Below are 20,182 nucleotides of genomic sequence, written 5' to 3' on the forward strand. Positions count from 1 at the left end.
ATCAAACACAACACAGAATCAAAATATATTTCATACCTGATGATTTAAACATTCAAAAAACACAAATTTAAAATTCAATATAACACATTATCTAAATTTTAGAAAAATGAAAAAAAATTATCTCATAGTTGCAGCAATTGCAGCTTCAGTACTGTTGCCTGCACAGGTAGGGGTTATAGGTATAAATACAAATACTCCAACTAACACATTAGACGTAAACGGGACCGCCCGTATAAGAACCTTACTTCCCAATACTTTTGTTTCCGGTGTGGATAAAATAGTAGTGGCAGATGCCACAGGAGTTTTAAAATCTGTCCCAGAAAGTGCAATTTCTGCCACTCGATCTTATGACGTAAAATTTGATCTTAATAATTTGGGAGTTGCTTACATAGATGATGCCATTACTGATGCAAATTCTCCTAGAGTACCTAAACCCATTGAAAGTCAGAGCATAACCCTTGAAAAAGAAGCCCTGGTACAGATCAATTTTTCGGTTCCTATTGATAAGGTTTATGGACATAATACCATAGAACCTTCAAAAAATGGAAGGACTAGAATGCTTAGAACCCATTTGGTTGTCAATGGTGTTGATGTCACAAGATCAACGAATACAATTAGCAATTATGTAAATCCAGATGAGCCCACTCCTCTACCTGCAGCAATAGGTGTTTTCTATAATACCGGCAGCTATTTTATAAAACTGGCAAAGGGCACCCACACGATCGCATTGGAAGGCACATGTCATCCATACATATCATGTGAGCAAGGAGGTAATGCACCAGGAACAAGATTCCAGGCTGTAGCTTTATATTAGATTAGAAAATTTTTGTACAAAAATATTTTAAACTTAATTATTAATCTTTAAATTCAATTCACGATGAAAAAAACAATTTTGGCAGGTCTATTACTTGCAACTTTCAGTACGTCATTTATGAGTGCAAACACGAAAAAACTTACAGATTCTAATGAAGAAAAATTCTGTTGTTGGTATGCTGTTTCTTATGAAACTAAACAAGAGGGATCTTGTACAGTTACTTATAAAGTCGTAACAAAATATTTTCTTTGCTGCCGGTTAGCAAGTACTAGAACAGTTTCTTCAAAATCTTGCGTAACAAATCCTGGAGGCTCTGGAGGTCCTGGGAATCCTGGTGGATCAAGCAAAAAATAGATGATAAAATCTTTTTAATTACAGATTATTCCCTTCAGGTTTAGCCCGAAGGGAATCTTGTATTATATTAAACTCTAATGCTAATTTTCTATGACTCCAGTTTAAGAATTTCTTTCTTGTATCCATAAATGGCAATTGCTATAAAACCACTTCAAGACAGTTATAAAAGTATCAGTAAAAAGTAAATTTTGACAAGAATGAATTTTTTTTGCTGAAAAACTTTAGCTAAATTTGATACGTGTGAATTTTTTATTCAATGCTCCTGTAAAAAACGAACAATAAATTAAAAATCATTATTCTTTTTTATAAACGATTGAAATATCTATTTAAGCAGGACCAATTCGCACTATATATCTGCTAAAATTAAACTGACTTATGGAAAGACCGCTTATTCTGGTAACTAATGATGATGGAATCACAGCACCCGGTATCAGAAACCTTATACAATTTATGAACGAAATCGGAGACGTTATTGTTGTTGCACCTAACTCTCCCCAAAGTGGAAAAGGCCACGCTATTACAATCAATTCAACATTAAGCTACGAAGAAGTTACCCTTGATGGCCCGCAGACAGATTTTTCTTGCAGCGGAACACCGGTTGACTGCGTAAAAATGGCTCTTGACAAGATCCTGAAAAGAAGACCAGATATCGTTGTTTCAGGGATCAATCATGGTGCCAATTCTTCGATCAATGTGATCTACTCCGGAACAATGTCTGCAGCTGTAGAAGCAGGTGTGGAAGGAATTCCTGCAATCGGATTTTCACTAATGGATTTCAGCTGGGAGGCTGATTTTACGCAAGCCAAAGAATACATCCAGAATATCGTAAGAAGAACTCTTGAAAACCCGATGCCAAGAGGAATTGTACTGAACGTCAATATCCCGAAACTAACTGCAGGAGAAATAAAAGGCATAAAAGTCTGTAAACAGGCCAACGCCAAATGGGAGGAGAGCTTTGACGAAAGAGTGAATCCCCACGGAAAGAAATATTACTGGTTAACGGGGTATTTCAACAATATGGATGATTCTGAAGATGCTGATGAAACGGCACTGGCTAACGGATATATTTCAATTGTTCCTGTAAAATTCGATCTTACAGCGTATGAATACATGAAAACTCTTGAGGAAGTAATGAATTTTGACTGATGTATGAAAAGCTAGACAATCCTGTTTATCATTCACTTAATGAATATCATAAAAAGTTCTGCTTTAATTTTGGGGACACGAAATTTTATAATCCTGAAATAGCCTCTTTTGGAGGTGCAGCAGAGGTTTCAGGAGAAAAAGATATCACCGAATATGCAAAGATCTGTGATGATTTTCTGATTTTCGGAGCTCGTCCTGATCTGGGAAATTTAAAAACGGACCTGTCACTGCTTGTGTGCGATCAGTATATTCTGGAGAACCCGGTTAAGATTGATCTGACCGAGGAAATTGTTGAACTGAAAGAAAAAAACCAAGAGGAACTTCTGGCATTTGCTATGAAGTTCTATCCCTATTATTTTAAAGCAAGGACGCCTGAATTAGGCCGTTATTTCGGAATCTTTAAGGAAGGTAAATTAGTGGCAGTAACGGGCGAAAGAATGCAGATGAATGACATGACGGAGGTAAGCGCTGTGATCACAGACACCGATCATCTGGGAAAAGGTCTGGCCAAACAATTGGTGACTTTTGTCTCGGGGAAAATATTTGAAGATGGTAAAACACCTTTCCTGCATGTTGCAGAAAGCAATACCGGAGCTAAAATGTTGTATGAAAAACTTGGCTTTATGCATAGAGGAACGATTAACTTATGGGGCGTGAAAAGATAATTTCCGCCCTTTTTTCCTACAGATTTCACGAATTTTACAAAAAATTGAGTATATCTGAACAAATCTGCCGGAAGATCATTTAAAAAAGAACCTTATCCTCTTTTCTCAATTCCTCAAGATATTTCATTTTATCATCTCTGTAAAATAAATTCATTGTCTCGAAAGGAATCATCTTTAAATCCTTATTGACAATGTGAACACAGGATTTTTTAATAGCACGCACATCAAAATCATGGGCATCCATAAAATTCATAATGATAATTCTGAAGAGATTGTCATAGTCTAAATTCGGAGCCGAAACTTCCGGAAGACAGCATAATAGCTGGTTTACTTTAGGCTGAACCTTATCTACAGAAATTCCGGTGCTGAAAATGTCTAAAAGCTGCATCTGCAATCCTGCATCCTGTTCGTAAACGATGGTATTTTTCGTTTCATTATTCAGCAGATCAGCAGGATTGATATATCGTGTAAGAGGAATGGTTTCCCCATCAAGCTTCAGAATATAACCCATCGCCAAAGCATCAGGATTACACGGAACGGGAATAATATCATCACCATTCAGAAGCGGAAACTGATTCAAAATTTCCTGCCTTACTTCTGTTAGAGTAATTTTTTCGTGTGCAGAATCTTCCCTGTTTCTTCCGGCTACTTCAACAGGCTGAAAGGTAATCCCGCGGACACATTTCTGTTTTAAAGCAAAATCAATCAATTTTCCGATCTCGTCAATATTTTTCCCTTTCTGAAGAACGATAACCAACGTCGTGGAAAGATTCAATTCATTTAGTTTTTCCAAAGCTTTCATGCGGATATTCGTCAAATCTTTTCCTCTGAAATCTTCCAGAACTTCAGGTTTAAAAGAATCAAACTGAAGATAAATCTCAAATTCCGGAGCGTAAGTTGCCAGCTTTTCTGCAAAGCCGGGATCATTCGCAATACGGATTCCATTGGTGTTGAGCATCAAATGTTTAATCGGTTTCGATTTGGCGATATCCATGATTTTAAAAAACTCGGGATGAATCGTCGGCTCGCCGCCACTGATCTGCACAACATCCGGCTCTCCTTCGTTTTTAACAATGGTATCAAACATGGCTTCAATCTGCTCCAGGCTCCTGTGACTGCCATAATGTGGCGAAGACATCGCATAACAGGTCGGACACGTCAGATTACACCGATCAGTAACCTCCACAATGGAAAGGCAGCTGTGCTGCTCATGATCTACACACAATCCGCAATCGTAAGGACAGCCATATTCCACATCAGTTCCGAAATGAACGGGCATTTCTGAGGCCTTGTTGTAATTTCTGATATTTTTATAGTACTGAACATCCGAAGCAATCATGGTCTTGAAAAAGCCGTGATCAGGACATCTTTTGGTCATAAAAACCGCTTCATCTTCAATAATAATCTTGGCTCCTACCCTTTTCAGGCATTCGGGGCAAAGACTGATTGTATAATCGTAGTATGTATAATTTCTTACCGGCATATTTTCAATTTTTTACATTCCTCCACAAACAAAACCGCTTATCAGGCCACAAATCAACAACGAAATGAGCATCGTCTGCCAAAACTGTTTTTTTGTAAATTTCTTATCATTATTCCATTCGTAAATGATTTTTGCCATTACCGTTATAAATAATGAAGCTACTACAGCAATTACGATGATTATTCCTATAATCATTACAACCAATCCACCGAGATTACCAACTTCGAGAAGTGTCAGCATTTTCATAATTTAATATTTTGTGTGTTTTTAATCTTATAAATGTAATAAATAATCACCGAAAGACAGACCAGTTGAATTGTTCCTAAATTTCCGACAATGTCAATTTTAGGTTTAATAAAATCTAAAAAGAATCTGAATGTAAAATAACTGAGCATAAATAGCTGAAAAATAAAGCCTGAAGGATATTTTCTTTTTTTCTCAATGGTTTTTAAACAAATCCACAGAACAATCAGAAAACCAATCTCATAAAGCGCAACAGGATATCTTAAATACTCGTCACCAAGATGCATTCCGAATATTGAAATGGTGGGTAAACCGTAAGTTTCTTCATGAATTCCTGTTAGAAAACAGCCTATCCTGCCAATGATTATGGCTAAAATTAAAGGGTAAACAATGAGATCACCGGTACTTTCTTTGTGACCAACTATTTTTTTTGCCCATTCAACTCCAATTAATCCGAAAGCTAGACCGCCAACAATGGTATTATTGGTCCAAAATCTTTTAAAATTAAAATTTTCAAATAAAGTACAGGGATTTTCAAGATTCCCGATGAGTTTTGAACCGATTAAAGCACCTGCCGTTGCCCCGATAAGAACTGCTGCTGAAGTGTTGAAAGACAGTTTTTCAGTTGATTTTCTTTTTAAATAAAAATAAAAGCGCATCCCCAAAAAAATCCCCAGTGTTTCAAACACCGGATGGGCAAGAACTGTTTTACCGAAAATCTGAAAAGTAACAGGGAAATCCATCCTGTCAAAAGTAGTATATTTAAGGTAAATTACTAATTTTAATTTTTTAAACAACAAATAAATTCACCAAATGCGTATAGAAAATGATATAAAACTAGGTTTTAAAGACGTTATGTTCAGACCCAAACGCTCTACTTTAAAATCCCGCTCAGAAGTAGATCTGGAGAGAGAATTTACCTTCAGGCACACTAAAAAGAAATGGAGAGGTGTTCCCCTGATTGCAGCCAATATGGATACGGTAGGAACTTTTGAAATGGCGGTAGAACTGGCCAAAGACAAGATCATTACAGCCGTTCATAAGCATTATACTCCTGAAGAATGGAGCCAGTTTCTGGGCAGCCAGCCGGAAAGCATTCACCAGTATATTGCTCTAAGTACCGGTACCGGAAAAGCGGATGAAGAAAAATTAAGACTGATCCTCGAAAAGCACCCAAAAATTGAGTTTCTGTGCATTGATGTAGCAAATGGTTATTCTGAGCATTTCGTTGGATTTGTAAAAAAGACAAGGGCTAATTTTCCTGATAAGATCATCATGGCGGGTAATGTAGTGACAGGAGAAATGGTGGAAGAGCTTCTTCTTGTGGGAGCAGACATCATCAAAGTAGGTATCGGGCCTGGTTCGGTATGTACCACGAGAGTGAAGACCGGCGTTGGCTATCCTCAGCTTTCTGCTATTATTGAGTGCTCTGATGCTGCTCATGGTCTTGGAGGGCACATTATTGCAGACGGAGGCTGTAAAGTGCCGGGAGATGTGGCTAAAGCTTTTGGCGGAGGCGCAGACTTTGTAATGCTGGGCGGAATGTTTGCCGGTCATGATGAAAGTGGCGGCGAGATCATTGAAGAAAACGGAAAAAAATATCGTTTGTTTTATGGAATGAGCTCGAAAACTGCCATGGATAAGCATTCAGGAGGAGTGGCAGAATACCGTGCTTCAGAAGGGAAAACCGTAAAAGCTGTTTATAAAGGTCCTGTTTCGGAGACGGTGAAGGATATTTTGGGTGGTGTGCGTTCTACGTGTACGTATGTGGGAGCTTCCAAACTTAAAGAGCTGTCAAAGAGAACTACTTTTATCAGGGTTCAGGAGCAGGAAAATCAGATTTTTAAAGATTAAAATAGGGTCTTGCAGATTTTGCAGATGGAGCAGATTTTAATTCTTCTAATAAAATGGGCTGTACAAATGATGTACAGCCCATTTTAGTTTTTTATTAAGTCAGCATTCCGCCGTCTACGTTTAAAGTTTGTCCTGTAATATAAGCAGCCATTTCACTTCCTAAGAATATACAGGCATTGGCAACATCCTTTGTCTGTCCTGCCCTTTTCATCGGAATTCTGTCTCTCCATGCCTGAAGGGTCTTCTCATCCAGATCTGCTGTCATTTCAGTTTCGGTAAATCCTGGAGCAACCGCGTTACATCTTATATTTCTTGATCCCAGTTCCAGTGCAATAGATTTTGTAAATCCTATCACTCCGGCTTTGGAAGCTGCATAATTGGACTGTCCCGGATTTCCGCTGATCCCAACTACTGAAGTCATATTGATAATAGATCCTGATTTGGCCTTCATCATCGGTTTGATCACCGCTTTTGTAAGATTAAATACAGAATCCAAGTTGATTCTCATTACCTGATCCCAGTCTTCTTTAGACATTCTCAACAACAGGTTATCTCTGGTGATTCCGGCATTGTTGATCAGAATATCGATCTTTCCGAACTCCTCCATTACATCATCGATTAATTTTTGAGCTGCATCATAATCTGATGCATCAGACTGATATCCTTTGATCTGGGTTACAGAACTTAAAGCCGCCTCTAATGCTTGAGCTTTGTCTACAGAACCGGCGTAGGTAAATGCTACTTTTGCACCCTGTTCAGCGTACATCTCAGCAATTTTCTTTCCGATTCCTCTTGTAGCTCCGGTAATTAGTGCTACTTTTCCTTCTAATAGTTTCATCATATCTCTTGATAATTATATTCTTAGTAAATATTTCCGTCTTAAAAAACGGCAATTTAGCATATTTAATTTTATACTAATTAAGCAGTCTGCAAAGATATTACAAATTGTTATTCAATGCATTTCAAATCATCAAATTAGTGAAAATTTTCCGATGTTTTTTATCATATTCTAAAGACGGCTTCCACTGTTTTTAAATCTTGTAAAATAAAGAATATCCGTTTTTTTATCTTTATCCAGTTTCAAAACTTCCTTCTGCCAGTAGTACTTGTCATAAATAATATCTTTCAAAGGCTCGTTCTGAAAATTCAGGACACCATATTTATCTTTCTTCTTTACGACAATTTCATTTTCAGAATTTTCAAATACAATGATGTCATCATAGATAAAAGGAATAATTTTGTTTCCTTTTTCATCAATTATTCCATACAAATTATCGTTGTTTCTGCAGACTACCGGTTTCGAATACACATTAAAAATATTGAAAAAATCCGGTTCCTGCTCTTTAATGAAAACAATGTCTTTCAGAACAGAAACAGACTTATCAAGCACAGAGAAAGCATAGTAGCTGTCCAGCTTTTTAATGATGAGCTGATCCGGATAGAAAGCAATGATTTGGGTATTTTCCTCCAGAATATTCTTCAGGTCTTTATCCAGAAATTTTTCTTCTTTGCCTTTTTTAAGATAAATGAAGTCTTTGCCTGAAATGCGGAAACTCCGTATAAAATCATATTCCTGAGGAACAATAATATCTCCCTGCAGGCTTGTGATTCCTGATTTATTTAATTGATCACTGTAAACACTGAAAAGATCATTGAATAACGGCGTTAAATACTTAAAATTGGCTGGATATAGTTTTTTGTCTTTTTTATTAAAAACAGTTGCCTTTCCTTTTTTTCTGAGATAAACATATTCTTTTGTCCCAAAATATTCCGGTGAAGCATCATCATAAATCTCATCGGAAAGGATATTTTCTTCGGTATCAATCAAGCCGTATTTTCCTGTCGCCCTGTTTCTAGTGATCAGAAAAGGATAAGAGGTTAAATCGTAGATCTTTTTAGAAAATTTATGCAACGTCTCTCCGTTTTTCCCGATGATTTCACTCTGATTATCTTCATTGGTGATTAATGCCTTATCATTTTCAAAGTGATAATCTTCTTTAAATTCCCGGCTGCTGACCTGTTTTCCTTCGAGATCATACAAAAACCAACTTTTATCTTTCAATACAAAAAAACGGTCTTCTGCCACGAACCGGATCCTGTCGAAATAAGGAATAATCTGCCTTCCGTTATAATCATAAACGGCCTCTTTTTCCTGTTTTGAAGAAATAATGCATTTTTCGCTTAGCCAGGGAGTATTAAAACTCTGGTCATTCAGGGAAAGCAACTGGTTTCCTTTTTCGTCAATGACGGCGGATTTTGTCTTATAATTGGGTTCTTCAGAGGTAAGAATAAACCTGTTTTTAAATATATGTGAAATGCTGTATTTCGATTCAAAGGTTATATTCCCTAATGAATCTACAATACTCCTGGTCTTTGTTTTTGGATCATAAACAGTGCCGTATCCTCCGGAATAAGAATAGACTTCTTTTCCGATCTTTTTTGATAGAAGAATTTTGGTATACTGATTGGTCTGGGCCATACACACTGACGAGCACAGTGCGAAAACTAATTTTCTCAATGATTTTAAATAGAATTATTGACAATAAGAACGATCTCTCCTTTTAAAGTTTTGCTTTTGGAAAATTCAATTAATTCATTGATAGTCCCCCGTTTGGTCTCTTCAAATTTTTTCGAAATCTCTCTGCTCAGACTTGCTTTTGTTTCTTCACCAAAAAATTCTTTGATCTGCTCCAGAGTGGTATTGATCTTATGTGGGCTTTCATACAGAACGATGGTTTTTTTCTCTTCTGCAAGTTGCTTCAGCTTGGTCTGCCTCCCTTTTTTTTGCGGTAGAAATCCTGCAAACAGAAATTCATTATTCGGAAGCCCAGATACTACAAGAGCAGGAATTAACGCTGTGGCTCCGGGAAGACATATCATTTCGATATTATTATCTGAGCCTGCTTTTGCCAAAAGGTAACCTGGATCTGAAATTCCGGGAGTCCCTGCATCGGTAATGATAGCAATATTCTGCCCGCCTTTAAGATCAGCAATCACCTTTTCGGTAGCCTGATGCTCGTTATGAAGATGATAAGACTTTAAAGGCTTGGAGATCTCGTAATGCTTTAAAAGTATTCCTGATGTCCTTGTGTCTTCACATAAAATATAGTCAACTTCCTTAAGGACCTTTACAGCCCTGAAGGTCATATCTTCTAAGTTCCCGACGGGTGTGGGAACAAAATATAAGATTCCGCTCAAAATTATAAGAATTTATTTTCTACCAATATCCAGAGTCTCTGGGCATATTCATCTACTTTACTCCACTTTCTTTCATAATAAAGATCGCTGAGATATTCCTTCGCTTCTTCCAGGTTTTTAAAACTGTTCAATTGGGCTACTGTTTCGTTGAGATCTGTCTGGCTTCCGCCAAAAAGCATTTTTGAAAAGGCAATTCTGTCATTCAGATCAAGCCTGAATTCAGGCTTCACCTTATCAGCCTCCATAAAATTGGTCGGGATATTTGTTTTAAGAATGCTTCCCGGGTTTTCTTTTGTTTCAGAAATCGGTTTTTCTTTCGGCGTTTCTCTTTCCAGAGGATCATCGTCAAAAAGAGTCTGCACGGCTTTCAATCCTTTGATATTGGCCAGTTTTATTTTTTTCTCCTGCTGATAGGCATCTAAATCTTCGAAGCTTTCATCAGAAGCTGGTTTTGTTTTTTCTGTTTCGGAAAGAGGTTTTTCTATTTCAACAATCTTCCTTCTGTCGTATACCTCTGCAAGAATAGTTTCTTCTTTTTCTTCTGAAGGAAAATCATTTTTTATTTCGCTCAGAATACTTTCCACATTAGAAGTTTCTGTCAGCATTTCCCCCTGTTCAAGGGTTACATTAGAGACACTGAATTGTTCTTCGTTTTCCTCGATCAGCATTTCGTCCTCCAGCATTTCAGTATCAAAGATACTTGGAATTATTTCGGTTTGTTCTTTAACTTTATTTTCAGTATTATGATCTGATCCTTCGTTTTCAGGGTCATTTGAAGCATCCGTTTCATGTGAAACATTGTCTTCATCTTCGTCAATTTCGTTCAGCTGATTATTGAAAACAGCTTCCTCTTCTGTAATTTCATTAATGAATAAATCTTCATTGAGGTCTTCATCATTATCCGGTTCAGCATCAGCAAGGATTCTTTCTTCATCTACAAAACTGAAGACTTTTTCGTTAACATTGAACGCTTCATTTTCATCAATTTCGTTTAGCTGGTTGTTAAAAACAGCCTCCTCCTCTGTAAGATCATGGTGAGAAACTTTTTCATTAACACTACCAACCTGGTCTTGTGCAAAGTTTTCTTCTGCAAAACTTACAATATTTTCGTGGAATTCATTTTCTACGATCTCATCAAGCTGATGGTTAAATTTTTCCTCCTCATCCCCTGAAACAACTGCATATTCCTCACTTTCATTTTCATCAATCTCATTAAACTCATTATTGAAGATCGCTTCTTCTTCCGTTACCTCATGATGAGACTCGTGTACATCGTCAGTATTTAATGAAGTATATTGATTTTCTGAATTTTGCTGCGAATTATCTGTAATAAAGTATTCAATGTTTTTTTCCAGAAGTCTTAAAAAAGAAATCCTGTTTGCAAGCTCATCCACAAGATCCTGCTTGGAAAGTAATTCATCTACGTTGTTTATTTTCTCCAGAATATCAATGATATTCTTGGATTCAAAAAAAATTTTTTCCTTTAAATCTTGGATGTTCTGCATAATAAGAATCTTATTAAAATTGCTTACTTTTGATCTTAAAAATATACGGCTAATTTAACAAATGTTTTTAGAAAATACAATTAATCATTCCAAACAAAGCGGTTGGATGGAAGTTATTTGTGGCTCTATGTTTTCGGGAAAAACCGAAGAGCTGATCCGGAGATTGCGAAGAGCAGAAATGGCGGGACAGAGCGTGGAAATTTTTAAACCGAGACTGGATACACGATATTCTGATGAGGACGTTGTTTCTCATAATCAGAATAAAATACGCAGCACAGCAGTAGATAATCCCAATGAGATTCTTCTGCTGGCCTCTAACTGTGATGTAGTGGGAATAGATGAAGCTCAGTTTTTTGATGAAAGCATTGTTGATATCGCCAACCAGCTTGCCAACAGTGGCGTAAGAGTGGTTGTAGCAGGCCTTGATATGGATTTCCTGGGACGCCCGTTCGGACCGATGCCTAATTTAATGGCTACAGCAGAATATGTGACAAAAGTGCATGCTATTTGCAAGAGAACGGGTAATCTGGCCAACTACTCCATGAGAATTTCCCAGGGAAATGATCTGGTGGAACTTGGCGAAACAGAAAGCTATGAAGCAGTAAGCCGGCGTGTTTTTATTGATGAAGTACTATTAAAAAAGAAAAAATAAGTCACAAGCTTGTAGTTATTTTTCGGGGAGCCCGGGTTTTATCTTGATAAACTTAACAAACCAAAGCCGCTGAAAGTTCCCGGACTTTTAGCTCATTAAAACCTTTGTTCATTGAAAAATAATTGTAAGCCTTTGCGATTGTTCAAAAAAATAAATTAACTTGTAAAGGTAAAGGGGATTAAAAATTTGAATGAATCCAGTTTAAAACCATATATTTAACTTCCCCCCATTTATCATTATTAAGCTCAAATAAAGCAGAAGGGTACCAATGAATTATACAGTAAAACAAATTGCAGACATCACCAATGCACAAATCATTGGAGACAAGGATTTATTGATCAGAAATATAGCGTTTGACAGCAGAATTATTTATTCAACGAAAAATACGGCATTTATTGCGATTAATACGCATAAGAATTCCGGTGAAAAATTCATTGAATCTGCCATAGATCGTGGTATTGCTGTGATTATTTCTGAGCATCATTATCCGCAGTTTGAAAATATAACATGGATCATTCCTGAAAATTCAGTAGAATTTCTTCAGAACCTGGCGAAATATCATTTTGAAAATTCCCATCTGAACTCTATCGGGATTACAGGAAGTAACGGTAAAACCATTTTAAAGGAATGGCTTTACCAATGTCTGTGGAATGAATTCCCAACTGTAAAAAGTCCAAAGAGTTTTAATTCCCAGATCGGACTTCCGCTTTCCCTGCTTCAGATCAACAACTCGCATGAACTCGGAATTTTTGAAGTAGGAATCTCAAAGCCGCATGAGATGGAAAAGCTGGAAAATATATTCCATCCCCGCATCGGGCTTCTTACCCATATTGGAACTGCCCATGCAGCTAATTTTAAATCTGAAGAAGAGCTGATCGATGAAAAGATTATGCTTTTTAAAGGTTCTGAAGTTATTATTTATAGCGGAGACAATATATTGGTTGACAACAAGATAAAAGAATTATATTCAAGTAAAAAATTAATTTCTTACGGACTTAAGAAGGAAAACCAGGTCTTTATCAAAGAAGATGTTGCTAAGGAGGAAAATATCACGGTGGTCTATTTCAACGAAGAGATTTCCTTCCCTGTTCACCAAAGAGATGAAGCTACCTTAACAAATGCTTTGGCTTTGATCACGGTTTTAAAAGAGCTGGGGATAGACAATCAGAAGATTATTGAAAAGATCAATTCTTTAAAGGCTGTAGAAATGCGTCTGGAAGCTATTGAAGGAATTAAAAATAATATCGTTATCAACGATTCCTTTAATCTGGATCTGGATTCCCTGAAAACTGCTCTTCAATTTCTGAATGAATATAAGAAACCTAAGAAATCTCTGGTTTTAACCGATATCGTGGGCGTTAATTCCAATTCTAAAGAACTCTATGAAGAAGTTTCTGAACTGGTAAATGACCAGAATTTCGATTCTGTATTCCTGATCGGCGACGAAATATCAAAATTTAGTGAATTATTTAAAGCTAAAACCTCTACTTTCGTCAGCACTCAGGAATTAATTGAAAGCAAACACCTTACCGAAATAGAAAACCAAATTATTCTTCTCAAAGGAGCAAGGAAATTTGAGATTGAAAGGCTTAAAGATATCCTTGAACTCAGAAAGCATGACACCGTTCTGGAAATTAATCTGAATGCCATTCTTCATAATATCAACTATCATAAATCCCTGCTGAAACCGGGAACCAAAATGATGGCCATGGTAAAAGCAAATGCTTATGGACTGGGAAGCTATGAAATTTCCGAATTCCTGCAGCATCATCATATCGATTATCTGGGTGTTGCTTATGCTGATGAAGGTGTAGAACTGCGTAAAAAAGGAATCACCACTCCTATCATTGTCATGAATCCCGAACAGCACAGCTACGAAGCAATCATAGAATATAATCTGGAACCTGAAATTTACAGTTTCAGAGTATTGGATCTATTTTATGAAGCCGTACAGAAATCAGGGTACGATAAAAAATATCCTATTCATATCAAGCTTGAGACAGGAATGCACCGTCTTGGCTTTAAAGATTTTGAACTGGATCAACTAAGCGAAACTTTAAGCCATAAAAATGTAAAGGTTCAAAGCATGTTCAGTCATTTATCTTCTTCTGATATGCCTGAAGAAAAGGATTTTACATTCAAGCAATTTGAAGTTTTTGAAAAAAATTCCAGCTATCTCATTGAAAAACTGGGCTATACACCTATCCGCCATATTCTGAATTCTTCAGGAATAACAACTTATACTGATCATCAGTATGATATGGTAAGAATAGGGATAGGAATGATCGGAGAATCACCATGTAGTGAAATACAGAAACAGCTTCAGTCTGTAGTCAGTTTTAAAACTGTAATTTCACAGATCTCAACAGTTGAAACAGGAGAATCTGTAGGCTACAGCAGAAAATATAAACCTAACCATGCAGCAAAGATTGCTACCCTTCCTGTTGGCTATGCAGACGGAATTCCTAGATTGATAGGCAACCAGGTGGGAAATGTAGGAGTAAATAAAATTCTGGCTCCCATTGTAGGGAATCTCTGCATGGATATGATGATGATCAACGTAGATCATATTCCCAATATAAAGGAAGGTGATATGGTCACCGTCTTTAATGCAAAACCAAGTTTAAAAGAATTTGCAGACTACTGCAAAACAATAACCTATGAAGTTTTAACTTCCATTTCGCCCCGGGTGAAACGGGTATATATAAAAGACTAGTTATGAGAAAACTCCTGATCCTTCTCTTCGTATTCCAACTCCTGATGATCCATTCTCAAGTGAAAAAGGATCTGGTTATTCCAAAAAATCCCAAAATCGGCCTTTCTCTTGCCGGTGGCGGTGCCAAAGGTTTTTCTCACGTTGGAGTACTGAAAGTATTGGATTCATTGGGAGTAAAAGTCGATTATATTTCCGGAACTAGTATGGGGGCCATTGTTGGTGGCTTGTATGCTTCGGGGTATTCCGGAAAAGAAATAGAGAAGATCGTTATGGATACCGACTTCTATTCTCTGATCATGGATCCAAAATCCAGACAGGAAACTTCTTTCTTTAATAAATCCGTCGATAAATATCTTTTGTCCATTCCCTTAAAAAACGGGAAGATATCCCTTCCCTCCTCTATCAGTTCAGGACAAAGAAATGTATACCTGCTTAAGGAACTTTTCAAAAACGTTTCCAATATTGATGATTTCTCCAAACTGCCTATCCCTTTTATGTGTGTTGCTACCAATCTGGAAAGCGGTAATATGGAAATTTTCGAAAAAGGAGATCTGGTACAGTCAATAATGGCCAGTTCTGCCTTTCCTTCTTTGATGGATCCTGTAAAAATTGGCGACAGCATTTATATAGACGGAGCCATGACGGTAAATTATCCTTCAAAGCCATTAAAGGACAAAGGAATCGATATCGTGATCGGTGTGGACCTTAATCAGGATTTGTCGAAAAGAGAGGATTTAAACAATATTATATCAATCCTTAATCAGGTTATTGATTTCGGAATCAAAAGAGACACGAGAAAACAGTACAAATACACTGATATCAACATCAAGCCGAACCTTAAAGGAATGACGGCGACCAGCTATGATGATAAGAAAAAAATTCTCGACAGTGGTTATGTAGAAGGCATGAAATATACTTCTATACTGGATCAGCTTCCAAAAAGGCAATTTGACCGCCTTAGAGAGCGCGTAAATCCGATCTATTCCAATGTATATAAGATTGACAGCATTTCATTGGACGGAGGCCGTATTTATGGTAAAAACTATGTTCTCGGGAAAATGGGACTCCGCCTTCCTTCTATGCAGACTTATGGCTCTATTAATAAAAAAATTGATAAACTTGTCGCTACCAATAATTACCGGTTTATTAATTATGACATTATTCCTGAGAATGATGCCAACTACCTTAAACTCTATGTTACAGAAGATGAAGCCCGTCATTTTTTAAAGGTAGGACTGCATTATGATGAAGTATTCAAGACAGGTCTTCTTTTGAATTATTCAGGAAAGCGTCTTCTATTCAAAAATTCAAACCTGTCACTTGATGTTGTTGTAGGTGATAAACCAAGATATTATCTGAACTATTTTATTGATAACGGATATATTCCGGGATTCGGTATCTACTCATCCGGTATGAGCTTTGACCTTAAGAATATAGACAACAATATTGTGGATAAATGGGAATGGTTCAGGAATGAAGCTTTTATACAGTCTGTATGGAGGGATAAATTTGCCATAGGAGGCGGAATCAGTCATGACTATTTCGGAGCAGAATTAAATGGTGAGCATGAAAGATATATGCGCTTTCTAAATCCTTATATATTTCTAAAAAGTGACACTCAGAATGATAAAGATTTCTCCTCAAGAGGAATTTATATCAACGCGGAAGGTAAGGTAATTGACCTTTTGAAATCCGAGGTTGAAAAAAGGATTATACAGGTAAAAGCAGATATCAGGATTAATATTCCGATTTCAAAGCAATTTTCCTACCGTCTTAATCTGTATGGCGGTATTACTATTGGTGATGATCTTCCGGAGTTTTACCAATACAGACTGGGTGGAATTTTTGAACAAAATATCATTAATTTTAAAAGCTTTGGAGGCTTCTATTTTGCTCAGCTTAATAGTAATAATGTCATTCTTGTTTCCAATGATCTTCAATTTAAATTCAATAAAAACTATTTCTTAAGCGGAAATTTTAGTTTTGCCAATCTTTCGAACGATATCAAGTTTGAAGATGCGGTTAAAGTAAATTATAGTTCAGTAGGACTTACTGCCGGATACAAATCTCCGTTCGGACAGATTAAAGTCAATTTTAGCCATTCACTTAAAAACAATCAAAAAGGCATATTCAGTGTTATTTTAGGACACTGGTTTTAATACAATGATACAATTCTTTTACGAAAATTTACAGGAATCTGTGAATACAGATTATCAAAAATGGCTGGAAGATATTATTCTTTCAGAAGGAAAAAAACTAGGCGAAATCAATTATATTTTCTGCGATGATGAATATCTGCTTAAGATCAATCAGGATTATCTGCAGCATGATTATTATACCGACATCATCACTTTCGATTATGTAAAAGGGAAAACAATAAGCGGAGAGATTTTCGTATCTTTGCAGCGAATTTCAGACAATGCTTCTACCCTATCCAGAGATTACGAAGAAGAATTAAAAAGGGTCTTAGCCCATGGGATCCTTCACCTCGCAGGATACAAAGATAAGACTGAAGCAGAAGAGAAAGAGATGAGGAGAATGGAAGATTTATATTTGGCTAAGTTTAAGGAATTAAATCCTTAATAAATTGAAGAATCACTTAAAGAACTATTCATAAAGCATTCAATTACAGTCACAATAAAAGCTCATCTAGAGCTCATTCTTTAAAAATGTTTCACGTGAAACATTCACAGAAAATATTAAAATTAAAGGCTTTAAATAAGCAATATAAAAATGATTTCAGATACATATGACGTAATCGTAGTAGGTGCAGGACATGCAGGTTGTGAAGCTGCAGCTGCGGCCGCGAACCTAGGTTCAAAAACCCTGCTTGTTACGATGAACATGCAGACCATCGGACAGATGAGCTGCAACCCGGCAATGGGAGGAATCGCAAAAGGACAGATCGTAAGAGAGATTGATGCTATGGGAGGTTACTCCGGAATTGTAGCAGATAAATCCGCTATCCAGTTCAAAATGCTGAACCTTTCCAAAGGCCCCGCGATGTGGTCTCCAAGAACCCAAAATGACAGAATGCTTTTTGCAGAAGAATGGAGACTTGCATTAGAAAATACACCCAATCTTGATTTCTTTCAGGATATGGTGAAACAGCTTATTGTAGAAAATAATAAAGTAACCGGAGTTATTACTTCTTTAGGAATTGAGATAAAAAGTAAATCAGTTGTTTTAACTAACGGAACATTTCTTAATGGATTAATCCACGTTGGTGATAAACAATTGGGAGGCGGAAGGATGGGCGAACCAAGAGCATTCGGAATTACAGAACAATTGGTAAGCTTAGGTTTTGAAGCAGGAAGAATGAAAACAGGAACTCCTCCCCGCGTAGACGGAAGAAGCTTGGATTATTCTAAAATGGAAGAACAGAAAGGAGATGAAAATCCTCAAAAATTCAGCTATACAGATACTCCGAAATTAACAAAACAATTAAGTTGTCATATCGTGTATACCAATGAAACGGTACATGATATTTTACGTGAAGGTTTTGACAGAAGCCCGATGTTTAATGGTACAATCCAGAGTTTAGGGCCAAGATATTGCCCAAGTATAGAAGATAAAATCAACCGTTTTGCGGAAAGAACCAGACACCAGCTTTTCGTAGAACCGGAAGGATGGAAAACTGTTGAGATCTACGTAAACGGATTCAGCTCTTCTCTTCCTGAGGACGTACAGATCAAAGCGATGAAGCATATTCCCGGATTTGAAAATGTAAAAGTATTCCGTCCCGGTTATGCCATTGAGTATGATTACTTCCCTCCTACCCAATTAAAACATACTTTAGAAACAAAACTGATTGACAATTTATATTTTGCAGGTCAGATCAATGGAACTACAGGATATGAAGAAGCTGCCGGTCAAGGCTTAATTGCCGGAATTAATGCCCACAATAAAGTACACGGAAAAGAAGATTTTATACTGAACAGGGATGAAGCCTATATCGGAGTATTAATTGATGATTTAATTACGAAAGGAACTGAAGAGCCTTACAGAATGTTTACTTCCCGTGCAGAATACAGACTTCTATTAAGGCAGGATAATGCAGATATCAGACTAACTGAAAAAGCTTATCATCTAGGCCTTGCAAAAGAAGACAGATTAAGAAAAGTAGAAACGAAAGTAACTAAGAGTCAGGAACTTGAAGATTTTTTAAGAGAAACTTCTTTAAAACCAGGTGTTATCAATCCAATATTGGAAACCATTGACAGCAATCCCGTAGATCAGGCTTACAGAGCATCACAGTTTCTTACCAGACCAAATATTACACTGGAAAAGCTTGATACTATTGATATTATCAAAGAATTTTCATCAAAATATGATGATGAAGTAAGAGAACAGGCCGAGATTAATATCAAATACAAAGGTTATATTGAAAAGGAAAAAGAAAATGTAGCAAAACTTAACCGCCTGGAAAATATAAAAATTCCGGAAGATTTCGATTATAAAAGCCTTTCAAGCCTTTCTTCAGAAGCAAAACAGAAAATGTCTAATGTAAGACCGAAAACTATTGCACAAGCAGGCAGAATCAGTGGTGTTTCTCCAGCTGATATAAACGTTTTACTAGTCTATTTAGGTCGTTAAATCAAAAATGTTTCACGTGAAACATTTTTAAAATAAAAGCAAAAATTAAGGTATTTATACGCGTTGAAATTCAATAACAAATACCTTAATTTTAAAATATCTAGTTATTAATTCAATGAGAATAAAGGATCATTTTCTTTCACAGGAAATATTTGAAATAAAAGAAACAGAAACAAAAGGGGTTTTCAAAACCTCTCCTATTCCATCCAATATTTCCAAATATTACGAAAGCGAAGATTATATTTCCCATCATCAGGATTCAGGGAGTTTTAAAGAAAAGCTTTATAAATTCCTACAGTCTTTTAATCTTCAATACAAAAAAAATATTCTCGCGGACAGAATAAAAAAAGGAGCAAAAGTTCTGGATTACGGTTGCGGTGCCGGAGAATTTGTAAAATATATAGAAAACGATTTCGAGGCTTTGGGTTTTGAGCCTGATGCCGATGCCAGAAAAGCAGCTCTCAGTAAAATATCCAAAGCAACTGTAATTGATAATATCAACATTATTCAGGACCACAGTCTGGATGCTATAACTTTATGGCATGTTTTTGAACATGTAGAAAATCAGGATGAGATGCTTGAAATTTTTCACAGGAAATTAAAAAATAAAGGACTCCTCATTATTGCTGTTCCCAACCCTACTTCCTATGATGCAAAACATTATAAAGAATACTGGGCAGCTTATGATGTACCGAGACATATTTATCATTTTTCCAAAAATGGCATGGAAAATTTAATTTCTAAGAAACCGGATTGGAAAATGAGAAAAATTAAACCTTTAGTCCTTGACTCCTTTTACATCTCCATGCTGAGCGAAAAATATAAAAAATCACCTCTTTTTTGGCTAAAAGCAGTCATCTACGGAACGATTTCTAACGTAAAGGCACTTTTTTCGAACGAATTTTCTAGTTTGATATATATTATCGAAAAAAGATAGAAAATCGATTTTTAAGCTA

Annotated in this window: 18 protein-coding genes; 11 read left to right on the top strand and 7 right to left on the bottom strand. The window is 36.5% G+C overall.

Going from position 1 to position 20,182, the window contains the following annotated elements; translation table 11 throughout:
- Positions 1-154 precede the first annotated feature (154 nt).
- The 4 genes from J2T03_RS13375 to J2T03_RS13390 all read left to right on the top strand — a co-directional run bounded on the left by J2T03_RS13375 (position 155) and on the right by J2T03_RS13390 (position 2,979).
- Positions 155-814, top strand: coding sequence for a hypothetical protein (locus J2T03_RS13375; RefSeq protein ID WP_307211742.1), 660 nt, complete (start codon positions 155-157; stop codon positions 812-814).
- Between the two features lie 63 nt (positions 815-877).
- Positions 878-1,168 carry a hypothetical protein gene (locus tag J2T03_RS13380; RefSeq protein ID WP_307211744.1) on the top strand — a complete coding sequence of 97 codons (291 nt, stop codon included), beginning with the start codon at positions 878-880 and terminating at the stop codon, positions 1,166-1,168.
- A gap of 375 nt (positions 1,169-1,543) precedes the next feature.
- A complete protein-coding gene (surE, locus tag J2T03_RS13385) occupies positions 1,544-2,314 on the top strand; it encodes a 5'/3'-nucleotidase SurE (protein WP_306841050.1) in 771 nt (256 codons plus the stop codon).
- Entirely contained in the window at positions 2,314-2,979 is a 666-nt protein-coding gene (locus J2T03_RS13390; RefSeq protein WP_307211748.1) for a GNAT family N-acetyltransferase, read from the top strand. Before surE ends, J2T03_RS13390 begins: the two co-directional genes overlap by 1 nt.
- Before the next feature lie 79 nt (positions 2,980-3,058).
- Here the strand turns inward: J2T03_RS13390 and J2T03_RS13395 are convergent, their stop codons facing one another.
- Genes J2T03_RS13395 through J2T03_RS13405 form a run of 3 tightly spaced genes read right to left on the bottom strand, consistent with a single transcriptional unit; the run spans position 3,059 to position 5,448 of the window.
- Positions 3,059-4,462, bottom strand: a complete 1,404-nt coding sequence (locus J2T03_RS13395) for a radical SAM protein (protein WP_307211750.1) — start codon at positions 4,460-4,462, stop codon at positions 3,059-3,061.
- A gap of 12 nt (positions 4,463-4,474) precedes the next feature.
- A complete protein-coding gene (locus tag J2T03_RS13400) occupies positions 4,475-4,708 on the bottom strand; it encodes a hypothetical protein (RefSeq protein ID WP_306841055.1) in 234 nt (77 codons plus the stop codon).
- Complete coding sequence (locus J2T03_RS13405; protein ID WP_307211753.1) at positions 4,705-5,448, bottom strand: prolipoprotein diacylglyceryl transferase; 744 nt, start codon at positions 5,446-5,448, stop codon at positions 4,705-4,707. The genes J2T03_RS13400 and J2T03_RS13405 overlap by 4 nt, the downstream gene beginning before the upstream one ends.
- A gap of 70 nt (positions 5,449-5,518) precedes the next feature.
- Between J2T03_RS13405 and J2T03_RS13410 the strand changes: the two genes are divergently transcribed.
- Positions 5,519-6,559: a GMP reductase gene (locus J2T03_RS13410; protein ID WP_307211756.1), complete on the top strand. Its 1,041-nt coding sequence runs from the start codon at positions 5,519-5,521 to the stop codon at positions 6,557-6,559.
- Between the two features lie 94 nt (positions 6,560-6,653).
- Here J2T03_RS13410 and fabG read toward each other — a convergent pair whose 3' ends face one another.
- The 4 genes from fabG to J2T03_RS13430 all read right to left on the bottom strand — a co-directional run bounded on the left by fabG (position 6,654) and on the right by J2T03_RS13430 (position 11,262).
- Positions 6,654-7,397 (bottom strand): 3-oxoacyl-[acyl-carrier-protein] reductase, encoded by a 744-nt coding sequence (gene fabG / locus J2T03_RS13415; RefSeq protein ID WP_307212334.1) that lies wholly within the window; start codon positions 7,395-7,397, stop codon positions 6,654-6,656.
- 171 nt (positions 7,398-7,568) lie between these two features.
- Positions 7,569-9,077 (bottom strand): WG repeat-containing protein, encoded by a 1,509-nt coding sequence (locus J2T03_RS13420; protein WP_307211758.1) that lies wholly within the window; start codon positions 9,075-9,077, stop codon positions 7,569-7,571.
- A 5-nt stretch (positions 9,078-9,082) separates the two neighbouring features.
- Positions 9,083-9,757, bottom strand: a complete 675-nt coding sequence (rsmI, locus tag J2T03_RS13425; RefSeq protein ID WP_307211761.1) for a 16S rRNA (cytidine(1402)-2'-O)-methyltransferase — start codon at positions 9,755-9,757, stop codon at positions 9,083-9,085.
- Positions 9,758-9,759: 2 nt separating this feature from the next.
- Positions 9,760-11,262 (bottom strand): hypothetical protein, encoded by a 1,503-nt coding sequence (locus tag J2T03_RS13430; RefSeq protein WP_307211763.1) that lies wholly within the window; start codon positions 11,260-11,262, stop codon positions 9,760-9,762.
- A 61-nt stretch (positions 11,263-11,323) separates the two neighbouring features.
- Here J2T03_RS13430 and J2T03_RS13435 point away from each other — a divergent pair, with 61 nt between their 5' ends.
- The 6 genes from J2T03_RS13435 (at position 11,324) to J2T03_RS13460 (ending at position 20,163) form a co-directional block, all read left to right on the top strand.
- Entirely contained in the window at positions 11,324-11,914 is a 591-nt protein-coding gene (locus J2T03_RS13435) for a thymidine kinase (protein ID WP_306841067.1), read from the top strand.
- Between the two features lie 268 nt (positions 11,915-12,182).
- A complete protein-coding gene (locus J2T03_RS13440) occupies positions 12,183-14,630 on the top strand; it encodes a bifunctional UDP-N-acetylmuramoyl-tripeptide:D-alanyl-D-alanine ligase/alanine racemase (protein ID WP_307211765.1) in 2,448 nt (815 codons plus the stop codon).
- A 2-nt stretch (positions 14,631-14,632) separates the two neighbouring features.
- The gene (locus tag J2T03_RS13445) at positions 14,633-16,789 is read left to right on the top strand and encodes a patatin-like phospholipase family protein (protein WP_306841071.1); all 2,157 of its coding nucleotides are present in this window, start codon (positions 14,633-14,635) and stop codon (positions 16,787-16,789) included.
- Between the two features lie 4 nt (positions 16,790-16,793).
- On the top strand, positions 16,794-17,213 hold the full coding sequence (gene ybeY / locus J2T03_RS13450; protein WP_306841072.1) for an rRNA maturation RNase YbeY: 420 nt from the start codon (positions 16,794-16,796) through the stop codon (positions 17,211-17,213).
- A gap of 150 nt (positions 17,214-17,363) precedes the next feature.
- Entirely contained in the window at positions 17,364-19,226 is a 1,863-nt protein-coding gene (mnmG, locus tag J2T03_RS13455; protein WP_306841074.1) for a tRNA uridine-5-carboxymethylaminomethyl(34) synthesis enzyme MnmG, read from the top strand.
- 115 nt (positions 19,227-19,341) lie between these two features.
- Complete coding sequence (locus tag J2T03_RS13460; RefSeq protein WP_306841076.1) at positions 19,342-20,163, top strand: class I SAM-dependent methyltransferase; 822 nt, start codon at positions 19,342-19,344, stop codon at positions 20,161-20,163.
- The last annotated feature ends 19 nt before the right edge of the window (positions 20,164-20,182 follow it).

Origin of the sequence: Chryseobacterium lathyri (genome assembly GCF_030812195.1) — a bacterium.
GTDB classification, from domain to species: domain Bacteria; phylum Bacteroidota; class Bacteroidia; order Flavobacteriales; family Weeksellaceae; genus Chryseobacterium; species Chryseobacterium lathyri_A.